We start from the raw sequence: 17134 nt of genomic DNA on the forward strand, positions 1-17134 counted from the left end.
TTATTTAATGAGTTCAATCTGTACACGCTCTCCGGCTGAAAGGGGGACAGTTTTCATACTTCCAAAGTAGTTATGCGTTACGCGCTGAGCATCCGTGCGTTCGTCCGCAAGCAGCGTAACCACCGTACTGTATGCTGTAGGATTGTACATTTCCAGGCATACAGAGTCCGGATTCCACTGTGTAACCAAGCATTCCACATGATCAAATACCTGCAAGGTGCGGCTTGCGAAATCCACATATACACCGGGTACTTCCACATATGTAAGCAGCATAGAAACTTCCGGCCAGTTGGAGCCATAGAGGAATTCTCCAACCGTTTCTTTGCCTTCCCAGTCGCTTGTTTGCACACGCTCGTTCATATAGCCCACAGGCAAATATTTCTTTTCGAGCGTAAGCTCCGGATCTTCCGCCAGCGATACATATTGCGGCAAGCTGTGTGCAATAGCATGCAGCTCATGCAGGTATTTTGCATTGCCTGTAAAGCGGTACAGCTTGAGAAGACTATTGCCTGAAAGTGTACAAATACCAGGCGCAGAGTGTTTGTTCTGTGCGTTGGCAAACACCGTGCCGCTGCTGTGCACACCGCGCTGTGCTGCTGTACTGTGAGCAGGGAACACAAAGTCGTAGCTCATGACCCACGTCATGGCAATCTCGCAGGTATATTCCGCATAAGACAGCCAGATGCTCTTCTGGGTCGTTTCATACAGCTGAACATAGCTTTCCAGCATGGCGAAAGCCGCTTCGCTATCCGGTGCTTGACAGATCTCCCCAGGGCAGCCGTTCAGCATCCCTTTTTTCACATAGTTGTGGTAATAATACTCCCCGAGCTGCTCTGCAACATCGCGATATTCCGAACTCTGGAAATAGTCGCTTGCCAGTGCCAGCGCGCCTACAGCCATACATGCTCCAGCTGAATTGCCTACGACTATTTCTTCTGTGGCCATATCAATAAACTGTCCGATCTGACCGTATTGTTGGAACAGCCGTACGAATGCATCGCATAGGGCCTTTACGGGCTGCTCGAACTCTATCGTAGAATGGTGGTTATCCGAAAGCCAAAATAGCTGCTTCAGCACGAAATAAAGCAAATCGGCATCTTTTCGAACCAACAAAATGGTTTCAGGATTACTGTCGCCACCGTCACCATAAAATTTTCCGTTTCCATACATGCCGAACACCCATCCGCTTGGATGCTGCAAGCGTGAAAATATAAAGCGGAGCGTAGACAGCGCGCGCTGCCGTGCTTCAGTTGAATCTTCTATCAACAGCGGGTAGCTGTTGATGCCTCCGCCAATCCAGCCGGCCTGCCAACATTGCTGATGAATATTCCGGTCGGTTCCTACGGAGTAATAGCCTTCTTTCGTGAAGTTTTCCTTTTGGTACTTATCCTTGATGCTTGTATATGCCTTATAGAACGGAACGTTATAAAAATGCTTTGAAGCTTCCAATGTTGTCTTGGTGCTGTTTACTAGCTTGAAAAAGTCCGGCAAAGATATGTGCTGCCAGTGAAAGACACAGACAGTTAGGGTTAGGGATTCACCTTGTTTAAAAAAGGCGCCGGTATCTTGTGAAGGAGCTGAGACGTCTGGACGCCAGCCTCGTCCGTCGTTCTGATCCCCGAAAAAATATTGTGTAGTCTCGCGCACGCCTGGAACCGAAAGCACAAAAGAAGCTTGGCCATCGGATTGATTTTCATCGACGGTAAAGCCTGTATAATAACCACCGCATTGGTGCTCTCCCAATAGAACAGAACCGGATTGGCGGTTATAATCATAGAACCCGCTTAAAGGCGATGCCATATCACCAGAAAGCAAAGAGATTTGCGATTGCATGTTCTCTATATCCAGATGAGGAATGCTGGTAATAACTTCGGCATCGGAAAATCGGCTGTTGTGGGGAGGCTCATAATAAGGCGGGTACGGAAGAGGTAAGCTTACAAAACGATTGCCATTATAAACCGCACCGGGCATCAGCACATAATTGTCTTTTTCCCATTGCTCCGTTTCCATCGAAAATGAAAAATTCATCGGATCGGTAGTATCTTCATGAAATGACAAGGTAATATCCAGCCGTTGTCCATGCTTCAGTGTTTGTGTGGTCATCGAAGCACTGCATGGATACTGCGAAAAAGTATATTGCTTGTCTTCCAGATTCACATAGACTTTCTCACAGTCGATTACTTCACTGCCTGTAAAAGATTTACACATAAGAGAATAGCGCATATCGGGTTCCTCTCTTTTTGGCTTATTAAAATAGAAATCCGGTGTACGCTATAAAGAAATACACCGGATTTCACAAAGGAGCGCGAGATTATTTTTTTGCTTTCCAGGCGTCATATTGAGCCTGTTTTTCTTTGATGATGTCGTCTACGCCAGCAGTTTTCAGGCGCTTCTGTAATTCAGGCAATGCTTTAGCAGGATCTACAGAACCGGAGCTGAGCGCCGGAATCAATTCCGTAGTAACCGAAGAGCAGTTCGCAATCTGAGTCTTCACAGGAGTCGGGTCGAATACGAAGCCCGTTACTGGTGAAATCTCTGCTGTTTTGTCAGCTTCCAAGACAATTTTTTGGGTCTCTTTTTGAGTTTCACCATCTTTGTTCTTGTCATAGTTAGCACGGTTGAAGTCAGGGCTGTAAGATTGACCCATTTGCCATTCGTTAAAGTTGAAATTGTATTTGCCTTCAATCATAGTGAACTTGCCATTTTCGTCGTACTTGTAGTCAACGCCTTCTTCACCAAGCGTAATCAGCTTGTACAGTTCATCGTTGGTGTTGAGCAGTTCAACTAACTGCAACGCTTTTTCAATGTGTTTGGATTCGGAATTGATTGCAATAGCTGCAGTAGAAGCAGCACCTGCAGGAATCATCGTGCGAGTCGTGGAAACGGTTACTGCAGGAGCATTGCCTGCGCTCTTCGTCATAGACATATTGCTAGCGTCAGAATTACCAGGATGATCAATGCTGTCAGGCCAGCTTCCCGTTTTCTCAGCGACAAATTTGGCTGCTTTACGGTCAGGAGAAGTATCTTTTACCGTTGCGCCATCCTTGCGCACATAACCTTTGTTGAACCAGTCGCGCATAATTTCAGTGTACTTCGCAAATTCTTCTGTCTCAAACTGGTTGATAACGGTGTCTGGATGATCAAGGTTAATCCAGCCAGGGATGCTCATATCACCTACGGCTTCCATGTTCCATATCAATGGATTGCCGGCATATAAGCTTGAGCTTTCAAGGGAGCTGGTTTCAAACCCGATCATATCTTTGTGTTTTGCCAGAGAATCGCCAAGGAAAGGTCCCATCTTTTCGAGTACCTCGATTGTAGGCTTACCTTTCAAGGATTTCCAGTCAAAGCCAGTTTCCTCTACAAGATCTGAACGGAATTTAAAGCCCTCTCGTTTGGCAGTGCCCCACTGTTGATAGTTCACGAGTGCATAGATCTTGTCATCTACTTTAACTCCTTCCCACAGTCCTTCAGGAATACGAGCATAAGTTTGCGGTGCATATTTAGGAATGAGATCAGTCAGGTCGGCATAAGCGCCTTTGGCGGCGTTTTCAAAGAAGTTAATGCCACCCCAGTTTGCAGTGAGGCTGAGATCCCAGTCGTCGCCGGAATTGATCATCAGATTCATCTTGTCAGCATATGTACTGGCGTCTACAAGAATCAGATTCAGCTTTGCATTGATTTCTTTGCCGATGATTTCGTTAGCTTTCTGCATGACGCGGTCGAATTCATTCACAGGGCTGTTCATCATGTAGAATTTGAGCTCAACCATCTCTTCTTTAGTCGAAGCAGAATCGCCAGTCGGAGCAGGATCGCCGCCGGTAGAGCCTGCGTCTTTCTCTCCGCAGCCGGTCAACATCATAGTAGACAGCATCATTACGGATAACAGAATCGCAAACATTCTTTTCATCATTGTTCCTCCTGAAATTTATTTAATTTCCCAGTGGTTTCTGGGGAAATTACTCTTTTACAGCGCCTATGGTCAAGCCTTTTTCAAAGTACTTCTGCAGCAAAGGATACAGCAGAATAATCGGACCGATGGCGAGTACGCAGGTTGCCATGCGCGCGCCTTCACTAGGCAGCATACCAAGAGCGGCCTCCATCGACTGTGAAGCCTTTGCGTTTGCCTGCAAATATCCAATATTGTTCATTAAAGATTGGAGCAGATATTGCAGGGTGCGCAGTTTCGGTGATTCGATGTACAAGGAGGCGGTCATCCAGTCATTCCAGTATGCAATGGCTACAAACAAACCGATGGTCGCCAGCGCTGGTTTAGAAAGCGGAAGTGCAATCTTGAAAAAAGTACGGATTTCACCCGAGCCATCTATGCGCGCAGACTCAATTAATGAATTCGGAATCGTGCGGAAGAAGTTTTTCATAATCAGCACGTTAACCGTCGACACCAGAAAGACGATAATCAGCACCCAGATTGTATCCTTCAGATGCAGGACGCGTGTCAGCAAGATGTACTGCGGAACAAGACCGCCGTTGAATAGAACCGGAAGATACACAAAGAAAGTGAGCGCTTTGCGGTGAGTCACTTCGGGACGTGTCAACGAATACGACAGCATGGAAGTAATCAACAAATGCAAGAATGTACCCACAACAGTCACAAAAATCGTAACTGCATATGCATTTAGAATAGAGCCTGCTCCGCTGAATACATACTGGTAAGCTGCTGTGCTGAACTCTTGGGGCCAGAAATGATATCCGTCGAGCATCAGCGATTTCTCGCCAGTAAATGATATAGATACAACCAATAGCAGCGGAACGATGCAGGCTAAGCTCATGGCAATAAAGATGAGATGAATAACTGTTTTTGAAAGATGAAGCTTTCTTAGAAGCATGTATTTCCCTCCCAAGTAGAAACGGCTTTAAGTCTTTTTTCAGTGACAGCATCCGTTTCTGCAGATCGATCAGAAGGTGCACATTCTATCCTTTCTGTTCGATTAGAATAGTGCACTGTCGGGATCCTTCTTTTTAATGATATAGTTAGAGATCAACACAAGGAAGAAACCAACTACCGCTTGATATAAACCAACTGCCGACGCCATTCCGTAGTCATTTACCTTTTTCAGCGAGCGGTATACAAGTGTGTCGATAACGTCTGTTGCCGGGTAAAGAGCACCCGCATCATTAGGAAGCGTGTAGAATCCGTTCCAGTCGCCTAGACCGCCATTGAACAATTTACCAACCCATAGCAGTGAAAGAACAATGATCGTCGGCTTCAAAAGCGGCAATGTGATATGCTTAATTCGTTGCCAATTCGAAGCACCGTCCAGTTGGGCAGCTTCATAGTAATCGGGGTTAATCCCGGCAATCGCCGCTACATACAGCACCGAATAGTAACCGACATTCTTCCATAGATAGGCGAGTGGCATGATGTAGCGCCAGTAATCCGGTTCACTGTACCAGTAAATGGCTTCTCCGCCGTTTGCGGTCATGATATTATTGACAATACCACGGTCAACACTCAACATGCTGAAGAGAATGTACTGGATGACAACCCATGAGAGAAAGGTTGGCAGCAGAATTGTACCTTTATAGGTAGCAGAAACCACTTTGTTTTTTACTTCAGTTAATAGAATAGCCAGTGCCAATGCGCAAAGCGTAACGCTAACAGCTTCTAATACGTTGTAAAAGAGTGTATTGAAGGTAACCGTTCTCGCAGCATCGGACTTAAAGAAAAACTCAAAGTTTTTGAACAGCGGATCCATCCATGGACTTCCGAATATACCATCGCGTGGATTGTAATCCTTGAAGGCAATGATAACGCCGGACATCGGAATGTAAAATAAGATTGTAATAAAAATCAATCCAGGTGCCATCATCAAGTAGAAAGGTGCCTGACGACGCGCGCTGTTCAATTTTCTATGAGACTTTCTTTTTTGAGATGGTTGTGTAATCGCCTTCATTTCGTTCACCCCTTTCTGTACTTCGTTTGTACGTCTGCTCTCAGTGTAGTTAGGGGGATTTCTTTGCTCAACAACCAAATATGTTGTTCTGTTTGTTTTTCAACACAAGGGTATCTCTAAAAACTAACGATTTCTACAAAGTGTTATAAATCGTTGAGGCATAATTCAATTCACATTATAATAAAAATTGGAATATTGCTTGGAATATAATTCTAGGAAGTCGCATTGCTAGGAGGTCGCAATGAAGCTCTCAAATCAAAAAAATCATCGTACGAGCTTTCTGCGTAAATCATTTATTTCTTTTTTAATTATCACGATCATTATTACGGTTTTACTTACGTTTTTCCTGACTTTTACTTTCTTGCGGACTACGATTATGATGACGAATCGGTATAACGACAAATTGATTGCGCAATCAAATTACAGTATTACCTATCTTGACGAAACCGCCAAAAAATTAGGTAATGCTCTTTATAGCGATAATCGGATCATCGAATTTTTAAACATGAAAGAAAATAATGAACGTGCGGCTCTGTTAGCAAGTAAGGTAATTGACAAGCACTTTCTGACATTGAACAACATCGACAGTGTGTATCTTTACAATGCAGGGTTGGATGTGTTCTATTCCTCAAAGAGCGGTGAACAGCGATCAGCATCTGCATTTTCAGATCAAGCGATTGCCAAGTTGTTAACTGACAAACATTTTGTAGCTGAGTATCGTGGTCGCCCCATTGTGGCATCTGTAGATGAAGCAACACAATCGGCAAATGTATGCTCCTATATATTATTTGAACCTGGCGCTACAGCAGATGGTTTGAAAAATGCCGTTGTTGTTAACATTCGAACGAAAGCGCTTACGGATTCTATCCAGGCAATCAATGGTCATGATCCTGTGCCGGATACGTCTTTTTTAGTGGTTGACACAAACGGTTCTATATTAAGTATGGCACTCTCACCGGAGTTCGGTCATGACATGAGTGAAGTGCACGCATTAAGCCAGAAAGCACAGGAACTGGACGGCAACACCAATCAGATTCATAAAATTGACGGGATCAGTTACCTTGTTTCAAGCAGTAAAAGTAATGCAAATAACTGGTATATCATGGGCGTTACACCTGTTAAAAAAATCTTCAAAGATGTCATTACGGCATCGATCGTGGCTACAGGTATAGTAATAGTCGTATTCATTTTCTGTGCGGTAATCTGTCTGTTCCTAGCGCGCAGGCTGAACAGCCCTATTCAAGCGATGACGAAAATTATAAACGGGGAAGCTACCGATAGAAGCGATCCACTTGTATCTGAAACGAAAGAATTTCAAGTTATTCTGTCTGTATTTGAATCCATGAAGGAGCAAAATTTGCAGCTCGATCAAATCATGCGTGAAACAGGCTATGCCGCCAAACAAGACTTTCTAAATGCTCTGTTAAGCGAAAGTACAACATACTCAACGAAAACCATACAGGACAAACTGCATGACTTGCATCTCGATTATATCGTCTCCAATCAGCTGTGTATGTGCCTGTTTAAGATTGATAATTACAGCCAGTTTACGTCCCAGAATAGTCAGAAGGAACGTTGGGCATTGCGTTATGCGATTGTGAATATCGCAACTGAGATTGCTGAGAACTATGGAAAATGCGAAATCTTCAGCTGTGACTCCGATAAATTTGTGCTGCTTATGGACTGTGACTCGGTATCGCAATATAAAGTGCTGCAGGATAAAGTAGAACGTTTCTTACGTGAAATACAATGGAATACGCAAAAGTATCTTCATATTTCGCTGTCTATGGCGTATAGCACGATGTTCCAGGGGCTGGAACATTTGCCTAGCATGTATAACAATATGAAGGGCTCGATTCTTTTGAAAATGCGTTACGGCCATGGTTGCATTATCACTCCCTACATGATGGATGAAATCAATACCGATGAATTCCACGTTTCAGTCAAAAAGGAGGAACGGTTGATCGAAAAAGTGCTGGAGGGTGACTATGAAGAAGCCAGTGCGATCTATCAGTCTATTAGTAAACTCCTGTATCAATATACTTACAATGAGATTTTGTTCTGCATTGTGCATTTGACTTACAGAATCTATTCTGGTGTGCTCAGTAAGATGCCTGCCGTAAAGGACAATCAGAATCTAACGCTGCAGGCGTTTTTGCAGGATATACAACATGCAGAAGTGGGTGCAGATATTGATATTTTGATGAATGCATTTTTACATAAGCTCAGCCATGAGGTCACAGCGATCAAGAACACATCCAATAGTAACGACCTTCTGATGCAGCGCATTATCGGAATAGTGGAACAGGAATTTTCCAATACCGAACTGTGCCTCAGTTCCATTGCCGAAAAATTACAAATGTCACCGAACTATGTTGGCCATTTGTTCAAAGCAGCACACGGGCAGTCGATTGCGCAATACATTTTTGACTTCCGGATGCACAAGCTGGACGAATATATGCGCACCAGCAAACTGTCTTTGTCGACCATAATCGATATGGTTGGTCTTGAAAAAAATAATTATTTTTACACGCGATTTAAGAAGCATTTTGGCATGTCCCTCAGTGAGTACAAGCTGCAGCTTGGACAAGACATCGATGGTGATTAATAGCAAGAGACAGTCCTAAACGATCATATGGATTACTAGAAAAGAGGCTCAGCGATTCATCATAATGATAGAATCTGCCAAGCCTTTTCATGTTACATTGAACGAGATCTATTACGAAGCCGCATTGCCTTCTTGATGCGCAAACTGACTGTTGTAGAGCTTCTCGTAGAAGCCGCCCAGCTCCATCAGTTCTTCATGCGTTCCTTGCTCCGCAATGGTACCGTTGTTCATGACTAAGATGAGGTCAGCGCTGCGGATGGTGGATAAGCGATGAGCAATGACAAAGCTCGTGCGACCTTTCATAATGTTCTGCATCGCCTTCTGCAGCATCAGCTCAAGACGCGTATCAATGGAGCTGGTGGCCTCATCCAGAATGAGGATAGCTGGATCAGACAGCACAGCTCTCGCAATTGTCAGCAGCTGCTTCTCACCTTGAGAGATATTAGAAGCCTCTTCGTTCAGCTTCATATTATAGCCGTCGGGCAGCGTCTTAATAAAATGATGCACATTCGCCACTTTAGCCGCGGCTATAATCTCTTCTTGAGTCGCTCCATCGCGTCCGTATCGGAGATTCTCACTAATGGTGCCGCTGAATAGCCAAGTATCCTGAAGCACCATAGCGAACATACTCCGCAGATCCTCGCGCTTCATATCGCGAATATCCACCCCATCAATCTTGATCGAGCCATCCGTTACATCATAGAAACGCATGAGCAGATTAATGAGGGTTGTCTTGCCGACGCCTGTCGGACCGACAATGGCCACCATTTGTCCACTCTTCACTTCAGCATTTAGTTGATCGATAAGGATCTTATCCTCACTGTAGCCAAACTTCACATTTTCAAAAGAGACATTCCCTCGAACCTGCTCAACCTTCTCACTATCCGCCGCATCTGGAATCTCTTCAGCCTCATCGAGAAATTCAAATACCCGAGTAATGGCCGCATAGGCGGATTGTATGGCTGAGGACAATTGAGACACTTGAGATAGCGGTTGATTCACCTGCCAGACATAACGGATGAAGGCCTGTAAGTTACCTACCGTAATGACGCCGCTGATCGCATTGATCGCTCCCACGACGGCGATGACGCCGATTCCGAGATAAGTGACGAATGCAATAAGCGGAGACATCAGACCCGACATGAACTGCGCTTTGAAGCCATTTTCACATAAATCCTGGTTCGCAGCCCCGAATTCTTCAATGGAATCTTCTTGCTTGCCATACAGCTTGATTTCATTAAAGCCTGTATATTTCTCCTGCACGGTAGCGTTAAGCTTGCCAAGCGCATTCTGCTGATTCTGGAACAGGTTCTGCGATTTCTTCACTATGAATTGTGAGATCAAGATGCTGATTGGAATGATGATTACAGCTATAACCGCCATCAACGGATTAATGATAAACATCATCGTAACGGCAAATGACAGCATCAGAACCGCATTAATGATCTGAGCTAAGCTCTGCTGAAGCGCATTGGATATCGTATCCACATCATTGGATATGCGGCTCAGAATATCGCCAACCGGATGTTTATCAAAGTAGCTGATCGGCAGCTTGCTGATCTTCTTCTCTACTGCATTTCTCAGATCATACATGGCATTCTGGATCGCATTGGTCAGGAAAAAGTTGTAGGCAACTGTTCCGCCAGCGTTAGATACGTAGATGATGGCTAATACCCCAATAATTCCGATAATGAATGTAAAATCTACACCTGCGCCCTGAATTCCATCAGCCATTGCTGCAACATCTTTCAGGAGCTGAGTTGTAATCTTACCTTCAATGATTGGAGCAAGCGCAGTTAGAACAGCTACGATAACGATGAGCAATAGTGCAGCAAGGAGTGGCAGCCAGTAAGGCTTCAAATAGCGAGCTAGTCGTTTGATGTATGCATTCTGCTTCTTGTTAGCTCTCATATGCTCAACTCCTCCTTGGTCAATTGGGATGAAGCAATCTCATAATAGATGCTGCAGCTCTTGAGAAGCTCCTGGTGAGTGCCGCTGCCCACAATCTCGCCTTCATTTAAGACAATGATACGGGTTGCATCCAGAATGGAACTTACTCGTTGCGCGACGATCAGCGTGATGGCGTCTCTCGTCTCATCCTTAAGCTGCTCTCGCAGCAGTGCATCTGTCTTGAAATCAAGTGCCGAGAAGCTGTCATCGAAGATATAGAGCTCAGGCTTTCGCACCACAGCTCGTGCAATAGAAAGTCGCTGCTTCTGCCCGCCAGATACGTTGGCTCCTCCTTCGCTAATCGATTCATCAAATTGATGAGGCTTCTTAGCAATAAATTCATAGGCCTGCGCGACTTTGGCTGAATGTTCAAGCTCATTCATGTTCGCGTCATGCTTGCCATACTTGATATTTTCACCGATGCTGCCTGAGAACAAAAAGGTCTTTTGTGGAATGAAGCCTATTTTTTCTCGTAATGCTTTGAGATCATACTCCTTGATATCTACTCCATTAATTCTGATGGAGCCTGTCGTTACATCATAGAAGCGTGGAATTAAGTTAATCAGCGTACTCTTGCCGCTTCCTGTACTTCCGATAAATGCAATCGTTTCACCTGTTCTAGCCGTAAATGAGATATCCTTCAAGACTGGAACTTCACCATTCGGATAATGAAAGCTTACTTGATCGAATTCAATGAGACCGTGTTCGTTTGTATCTTGAATGCCGTTCTCTGGATTTACAATCGATGAAGGTTCCTCTAATACCTCATGAATTCGGTTCGCAGACACTTGTGCACGAGGGTACATCACAAATACAAGCGAGAACAGCATGAGGGAGAACATCGCATGAAATTGATACTCCAGGAATGCCACGAGCTGACCGACCTTCAAATCACCCATATCGATCAAGTTGCTGGAGATCCAGAATACAAACAGTACGGCAATGTTCAGTAGTAAAAAGAATAAAGGCTGTGTGACGGACATCAGCTTGAACAGCTTCTTGGAGTTGCTAGCAAACTGAGCATTGGTGTCCTCAAAGCGCTGCTCTTCATAACGTTCCTTGCGGAAAGCACGAATGACGCGTATACCTGTCAGATTCTCGCGTGAGATTCGGTTAAGCTTATCCATTCCCTTCTGCTGGCGCTCGGAGATCGGGTTGGACAGCTTGACGATGACCACTACGCCAATGATGATGAACGGGATCGACAAGCCGATAACCGCTGACAGCTCCAGACTGGTACGAACCGTTAAGATAATACTGATGACGAGCATAACGGGTGTAAGCAAGGCCATCCGCAGCAGCATATTTACGAATTGCTGAAGCTGAAATACATCGTTGGTTGTTCGTGTAATCAGTGAGGATATCCCAAACTTGTTGTACTCCGCATGTGAAAAATTCTGTGATTTGACAAAAATATCGTTACGTATGTCCCGGGTAATATTCGTCGATACCTTGGATGAGCAATAGGAGATGATGATGCTGCCTACGCCTCCGAGAATGGCCACGAAGATAATCCAGAGTCCCATTTGATAAATGTAGGATGTATCCTCTTGTACAATGCCGTAATCAATCATGTCCGCTACGATCGTTGGAATGCCCAGCTCTGCTGCCGCAAAGCCAAATACCCCGAGGAAATTGAGCAGAACCAACCATTTGTAGGGTCTTAAATACTTTAGAATCAATTTCATGATGGCGTAATCCTTTCTTAAACTGTGAACTACTAGTCGCAATTTAACTATGATAAACTATAAGGTAACCTTATAGTCAAGCGAAGGAGTACGATCATGCCAGATATTTATGAAAAATACTTAACTGCAGGGGAATTTGCCAAAGTGTGCCGAGTGCCCAAGCATGTACTGTTTCATTACGATGAAATAGGCTTGTTCTCACCTATCTTGGTTAAAGATAACGGCTATCGTTACTACTCCTACCGTCAATACGATACTTTTGCGGTGATTATGGTACTGAAGAAGCTCGGCATGCCGCTCAAAGAGATCAAGATCTATCTGGATCAGCGAACACCTGAACTGCTGCTTGAGCTGTTAACACAGAAGTCCATCGAGGTCGAATGTGAAATTGCCAACCTGCGGAGCATTCAGGAGTTCATACACGCGATTAAATCGACCACAAGCCGAGCACTCGAGGCTCCGTTAGAACTTATTGAAGTGAGGTATTTTCCAGAGGAATATGCTCTTCGAAGTGATCGAATCGAGTACGAGAATTCCAAAGGCTTTGCGTCCTTTATGGAGAATTATATTTCGTTCTATAGGCAGAACAACTTAACGGCGATGGATTATGTCGGAGCCATGTTCTCCATCGATCACATTCGGAATGGAATATGCAATCAGCTCACATACCTGTATACCAAAATGAATAAACACGCCTCTACTGAGATAGAGATTGTACGCAAAGAAGGCATGTATCTAGTCGGCTATCATCATGGAAGCTATGAGACTACCAACCTTACTTATCAACGTATGCTGCAATACGCGGAGGATCATCGACTGAAGCTGGGGACTTATGCATATGAGGAGTATATGATATCGGATATTTCTTCTAAGCGAGAGTCGGAATATGTAACGATGATTCTATTTGAACTGGCTGATTAGAAGGAAAGGTGAAAAGTAATGAATATTGAAATTAAAGCAGTAACCGAAGAAAACATCAATGAGATCCTGGCTCTGCATGTCGGCACAACCCAAGAATCCTTTATAGAATCGACCAGTCAGTGTTTGAAAGACGCAGAGGAGTGCCATTATTACCAACCAGCAGGCTTATATCGAGATGGGGAGCTCGTTGGATTTGCAATGTATGGCTTATTTCCCGATGAAGGAAAGGACGGGAGGGTGTGGCTGGATCGATACTTAATCGATGAGCGCTATCAAGGGCAAGGGCTTGGCCGTGCCATGTTAGAAGCGTTGATTGAACATCTTGTCGATTTATATCATTGCCCTAGAATTTATTTAAGTCTGTATGAAGATAATCAGCAGGCATTGCGTCTATACCAGAAGTTCGGATTTCACTTTAACGGCGAGTTGGATTTCAATGGAGAGAAGGTCATGGTGAAAGAATTAAATGGAGGGTAACGTGAATGAGAACTGAGAAAGAAATGTTTGATTTGATACTGGGAGTTGCTCAAAAGGATGAACGAATTCGTGCGGTATATATGAACGGTTCGCGTACCAATCCTAATGCTCCCAAAGATATTTTTCAGGATTATGATATTGTTTATGTAGTAACCGAAACTTCTTCCTTTATAAAGGATGTAACATGGATAAATATCTTTGGTGATTTGATTATGATGCAAGAGCCTGATAAAAATGACCAATCTATAGGTATAAATATGGATTTTACGCGGTCATACGGATATTTAATGCTATTCGCAGATGGAAATCGTATAGACCTTAACATTGAAACTATAGAATCTATGCTTGAAGGATATATTAGTGATAGATTGACAGTCCCACTATTAGATAAAGACAACTGCCTGCCAATCATTCCTGCACCCACAGATATCGACTATCATGTAAAAAAACCTTCAGAGCCATTATATTTGGGTTGTTGTAATGATTTTTGGTGGTGTCTGCAAAATGTTGCTAAAGGTATATGGCGTGACGAATTACCGTATGCGAAACAAATGTTTGAGCACGTTATCAGACCTCGATTGGATGAGATGATTTCCTGGTGGGTAGGCACCCAAAATGGCTTTCAAGTTTCCATAGGAAAAATGGGGAAGTACATGAAGAAGTACCTTCCTGAATCATATTGGGAAATGTACAGGGAAACCTATTCGGATTCTAGTTATGATCATATGTGGAATTCAGTTTTTATAGCTTGTGAATTGTTTAGGATTCTAGCCAAAGATGTTGCTTTGTATTTTCAGTTTAATTACGAAGATAAAGATGATCTCAATATGACTAAGTATCTAAAGCATGTCAGGGAATTGCCTGTAAATGCAAAAGGTATCTATTGAATCTTATTAAGCAAATGTCAATCCTTCGAATGCTTAAAAATAGCCTCTAGAAATAGGAGTGATCTACATGATACGCATTAACGAAAGAAACGAATGGTTGGCCGATCAATTAGTTCATGTTAATAGTGATATGATGTTTGCGGGAGTTGTTGTTGGTCATAATCCAGGAGAAATGTGGGTAGATAACAATTCGAATCCGTCATCCGCATTAGTATGGTCTAGTGGGTTGGAGAGCTTCAATTTCATGGGAAATGCTAACAACACAAGTTTCAATCAATCTCTCGAAATGTTCATTGATCATGAAATTATTCCTTTCTTGAAAAGTAGGGAGTTAAACTATTTTGAGTTCTCGGTAGATTCGGAGGACTGGTATCCTACCATACAACAAGTCTTCGGCAGCAGAAAGATCGATGAAAGCTTTCAATTTGTCTATAAATCGAATATAAATACCAGTGAAGTTCTCTGCAAAGATAACCTAGAACCATATCGGGCTGTGGAGATTAATGAAGCATTATTTCATGAACTGAATAAGGGTGAAATGAAAAATGCAGACTTTTTGATCCATTATATTGAACAATATTGGGGTACTATCAACAATTATTTAGGTAAGGGCTACGGTTACGCTGCACTCACGGAACAAAATGAAATTGTAAGTATAGCCGTTTCTACATTTAAGTTTCGTTCCACACACAACATTGGAGTAGAGACTCTTGAACATTATCAAAGACAAGGATTGTCTAGTTCACTTGTGAAATTATTACTGAAAAAATTCAATGAAAACCATATTGCTGCTTGGTGGGATTGCATGGAGAGCAATATGGCTTCTCAAAAAACAGCCGAGAAGGCAGGCTTATATAAAGCACACCGTTACAAAGTAAATTGGTTTAATTTTGAATAGCCCTCTCGCCAATGAGAGGTTTATTTATTCAAAAGCGGGAATAGGGTGCTTATAGTTAGTTGGGGGTGATCTGATGACAGAGCCTAACGGGGGCATTCATTCGGCAGTGCCATTTACATATGATCAAGCATTGTTTCCTTTGGATCGCGTTGCCTACACAGGGGCAGGAAGCGTGATCTACCCGCCCGGAGGTGTATTCGGACCTCGTATTCAGAAGGATATACAACTGGTTCTGCTGGATTCGGGCCATATGGAAGTCAATATTGCGGGGCAAACCCGGAGTGTGAAACCCGGGCATGCTACGCTGCTGATGCCGGGATACGAGGAGTATTTCGTATTTTCCGAAAGACAGGAGACACGGCATCGCTGGATATCGGTTCATTTCAGCTGTTTAGGGCGCGAGGAGGAACGAATTCTTTCGGATCTGCCTTTCAGTGTCCCCATCAGCAGCCATCTAAACCGGATCACGGAAATGATTCTATCCTTGAAAATGGAGTTTCCAGAGGACAGCCGTATGATGACCAGCCTGGGGCACCTCGGTTTGCAAATCTATTATGCCAGCGTCACCTCGACAGCAGTGAAACCGCCTGATCATGCTTCAGTCATTCTCGTCAAGCAGCTGATTCAAGAACGCTTTGGCGATGAGTTGACTCTAAATGATCTTGCCGCGCATGCGGGTGTTACCGCTGAACATCTAATCCGGTTATTCCGTAAAAGTGAGGGGACCACTCCAATCCGCTACTTGTGGAATTACCGCTGCATTCGGGCGGTTGAGCTGCTCAAGCAGACCGGGCTTTCCATTTCAGAAATCACCTATAGATGCGGATTCAAATCGACATTTCATTTTGCCAGAAGCATCAAAAGACAGGTTGGCCTCACACCGACAGAAATCCGGCAATCCTCATGGCTTGGCGGGGGCTGAACAGTTCAGGGCCGCGATATCAATTACAGACACATTCCTGCAAATCTCAGCCATTGTTCTCAAGGCATGATCCAAGTATTCTTGGGGTGTAATCGAAAACCATGCAGAGGAGAATGGTGATGATCAAGACATATTCCTTGCCGAGTACCCCTTTATCACAGGAGCAGATTGAATTTTTCAGAGAGAACGGATATTTGCTGTGGAAAAAAGGGATGGGCAGCGACTTGATCGATGCCTTTAACGGTCACATTTACGATATTCGTAATCAGGATCCGATGCCGGAATGGGCTGCTTGCCAGGAATCCAAGAAGTTCTCGTTGCGTCTGTTTAATCCCCATAAGCATGACAGCTTCTCGCGGCAGGTGATGAAGCATGTCTTGGTCAGAGGGGCATTGGCCCAATTGATGGGAAAGGAAGCCGTTTGCGTACAGAGTATGTATTTTTATAAGGAACCAGGATCACCAGGTCAAGCCTCCCATCAAGATTATTACTATATCAAGAACGATCCGATGACCATGATCGCCGCATGGACGGCAATGGAGGACATCGTCGACGAGGAAAACGGCTGTCTATGGGTGATGCCAGGGACACATAAGCTGGGGCTGCTGCCTCACGGCGCCGTTAAAAATGTGGAAGAGCACGAGCACTGGACCGAGGAAACCGAAGGAGTGGATATGAGCCGTCAAATTCCTGTGATCATGGAAAAGGGGGATATCCTGTTCTTCAGTGAACTGTTGATTCACTCTTCCAACAAGAACCGAAGCAAGGACCGTTGGCGCCGATCCTATGTCTGCCACTATATCCGCGAAGATTCGAATGTTCTCCATAGGGAAGATCTTCGTCAGAAGTATTGGTTGTACTAATTTTC

13 protein-coding genes are annotated in these 17134 nt (G+C 44.0%); 7 read left to right on the forward strand and 6 right to left on the reverse strand.

What is annotated here, in order from left to right; genetic code table 11:
- The 4 genes from AC3WTP_RS11725 to AC3WTP_RS11740 all read right to left on the reverse strand — a co-directional run bounded on the left by AC3WTP_RS11725 (position 1) and on the right by AC3WTP_RS11740 (position 5915).
- Positions 1–2223 carry a hypothetical protein gene (locus AC3WTP_RS11725; RefSeq protein WP_492394791.1) on the reverse strand — a complete coding sequence of 741 codons (2223 nt, stop codon included), beginning with the start codon at positions 2221–2223 and terminating at the stop codon, positions 1–3.
- Between the two features lie 88 nt (positions 2224–2311).
- Complete coding sequence (locus AC3WTP_RS11730) at positions 2312–3910, reverse strand: ABC transporter substrate-binding protein (protein ID WP_492394792.1); 1599 nt, start codon at positions 3908–3910, stop codon at positions 2312–2314.
- 49 nt (positions 3911–3959) lie between these two features.
- Positions 3960–4847 (reverse strand): carbohydrate ABC transporter permease, encoded by an 888-nt coding sequence (locus AC3WTP_RS11735; RefSeq protein ID WP_492394793.1) that lies wholly within the window; start codon positions 4845–4847, stop codon positions 3960–3962.
- Positions 4848–4949: 102 nt separating this feature from the next.
- Positions 4950–5915 carry an ABC transporter permease gene (locus AC3WTP_RS11740; RefSeq protein ID WP_492394794.1) on the reverse strand — a complete coding sequence of 322 codons (966 nt, stop codon included), beginning with the start codon at positions 5913–5915 and terminating at the stop codon, positions 4950–4952.
- Positions 5916–6156: 241 nt separating this feature from the next.
- On the opposite strand from AC3WTP_RS11740, the gene AC3WTP_RS11745 reads away from it, so the two are divergent.
- Positions 6157–8523, forward strand: coding sequence for an AraC family transcriptional regulator (locus AC3WTP_RS11745; protein ID WP_492394795.1), 2367 nt, complete (start codon positions 6157–6159; stop codon positions 8521–8523).
- Positions 8524–8634: 111 nt separating this feature from the next.
- On the opposite strand, the gene AC3WTP_RS11750 is transcribed toward AC3WTP_RS11745, so the two are convergent.
- Both AC3WTP_RS11750 and AC3WTP_RS11755 read right to left on the reverse strand, forming a co-directional pair.
- Complete coding sequence (locus AC3WTP_RS11750; protein WP_492394796.1) at positions 8635–10434, reverse strand: ABC transporter ATP-binding protein; 1800 nt, start codon at positions 10432–10434, stop codon at positions 8635–8637.
- The gene (locus AC3WTP_RS11755) at positions 10431–12161 is read right to left on the reverse strand and encodes an ABC transporter ATP-binding protein (RefSeq protein ID WP_492394797.1); all 1731 of its coding nucleotides are present in this window, start codon (positions 12159–12161) and stop codon (positions 10431–10433) included. Before AC3WTP_RS11755 ends, AC3WTP_RS11750 begins: the two co-directional genes overlap by 4 nt.
- Before the next feature lie 96 nt (positions 12162–12257).
- Here AC3WTP_RS11755 and AC3WTP_RS11760 point away from each other — a divergent pair, with 96 nt between their 5' ends.
- The 6 genes from AC3WTP_RS11760 (at position 12258) to AC3WTP_RS11785 (ending at position 17129) form a co-directional block, all read left to right on the forward strand.
- Complete coding sequence (locus tag AC3WTP_RS11760; protein WP_492394798.1) at positions 12258–13082, forward strand: MerR family transcriptional regulator; 825 nt, start codon at positions 12258–12260, stop codon at positions 13080–13082.
- 18 nt (positions 13083–13100) lie between these two features.
- Positions 13101–13559, forward strand: a complete 459-nt coding sequence (locus AC3WTP_RS11765; RefSeq protein WP_492394799.1) for a GNAT family N-acetyltransferase — start codon at positions 13101–13103, stop codon at positions 13557–13559.
- A 5-nt stretch (positions 13560–13564) separates the two neighbouring features.
- Positions 13565–14446: an aminoglycoside 6-adenylyltransferase gene (locus AC3WTP_RS11770; protein ID WP_492394800.1), complete on the forward strand. Its 882-nt coding sequence runs from the start codon at positions 13565–13567 to the stop codon at positions 14444–14446.
- A 67-nt stretch (positions 14447–14513) separates the two neighbouring features.
- Positions 14514–15344 carry a GNAT family N-acetyltransferase gene (locus tag AC3WTP_RS11775; protein WP_492394801.1) on the forward strand — a complete coding sequence of 277 codons (831 nt, stop codon included), beginning with the start codon at positions 14514–14516 and terminating at the stop codon, positions 15342–15344.
- A 73-nt stretch (positions 15345–15417) separates the two neighbouring features.
- Positions 15418–16266, forward strand: a complete 849-nt coding sequence (locus AC3WTP_RS11780; RefSeq protein ID WP_492394802.1) for a helix-turn-helix domain-containing protein — start codon at positions 15418–15420, stop codon at positions 16264–16266.
- Between the two features lie 119 nt (positions 16267–16385).
- Positions 16386–17129, forward strand: a complete 744-nt coding sequence (locus tag AC3WTP_RS11785) for a phytanoyl-CoA dioxygenase family protein (RefSeq protein ID WP_492394803.1) — start codon at positions 16386–16388, stop codon at positions 17127–17129.
- The last annotated feature ends 5 nt before the right edge of the window (positions 17130–17134 follow it).

The sequence above is a fragment of the Paenibacillus sp. EB106-04-04-XG159 genome (assembly GCF_058791835.1).

What these genes read in the sequence shown, in the direction of transcription:
- AC3WTP_RS11725 (WP_492394791.1), bottom strand. Translation starts at nt 2,223, where the DNA reads ATGCGCTATTCTCTTATGTGTAAATCTTTTACAGGCAGTGAAGTAATC.
- AC3WTP_RS11730 (WP_492394792.1), bottom strand. Translation starts at nt 3,910, where the DNA reads ATGAAAAGAATGTTTGCGATTCTGTTATCCGTAATGATGCTGTCTACT.
- AC3WTP_RS11735 (WP_492394793.1), bottom strand. Translation starts at nt 4,847, where the DNA reads ATGCTTCTAAGAAAGCTTCATCTTTCAAAAACAGTTATTCATCTCATC.
- AC3WTP_RS11740 (WP_492394794.1), bottom strand. Translation starts at nt 5,915, where the DNA reads ATGAAGGCGATTACACAACCATCTCAAAAAAGAAAGTCTCATAGAAAA.
- AC3WTP_RS11745 (WP_492394795.1), top strand. Translation starts at nt 6,157, where the DNA reads ATGAAGCTCTCAAATCAAAAAAATCATCGTACGAGCTTTCTGCGTAAA.
- AC3WTP_RS11750 (WP_492394796.1), bottom strand. Translation starts at nt 10,434, where the DNA reads ATGAGAGCTAACAAGAAGCAGAATGCATACATCAAACGACTAGCTCGC.
- AC3WTP_RS11755 (WP_492394797.1), bottom strand. Translation starts at nt 12,161, where the DNA reads ATGAAATTGATTCTAAAGTATTTAAGACCCTACAAATGGTTGGTTCTG.
- AC3WTP_RS11760 (WP_492394798.1), top strand. Translation starts at nt 12,258, where the DNA reads ATGCCAGATATTTATGAAAAATACTTAACTGCAGGGGAATTTGCCAAA.
- AC3WTP_RS11765 (WP_492394799.1), top strand. Translation starts at nt 13,101, where the DNA reads ATGAATATTGAAATTAAAGCAGTAACCGAAGAAAACATCAATGAGATC.
- AC3WTP_RS11770 (WP_492394800.1), top strand. Translation starts at nt 13,565, where the DNA reads ATGAGAACTGAGAAAGAAATGTTTGATTTGATACTGGGAGTTGCTCAA.
- AC3WTP_RS11775 (WP_492394801.1), top strand. Translation starts at nt 14,514, where the DNA reads ATGATACGCATTAACGAAAGAAACGAATGGTTGGCCGATCAATTAGTT.
- AC3WTP_RS11780 (WP_492394802.1), top strand. Translation starts at nt 15,418, where the DNA reads ATGACAGAGCCTAACGGGGGCATTCATTCGGCAGTGCCATTTACATAT.
- AC3WTP_RS11785 (WP_492394803.1), top strand. Translation starts at nt 16,386, where the DNA reads ATGATCAAGACATATTCCTTGCCGAGTACCCCTTTATCACAGGAGCAG.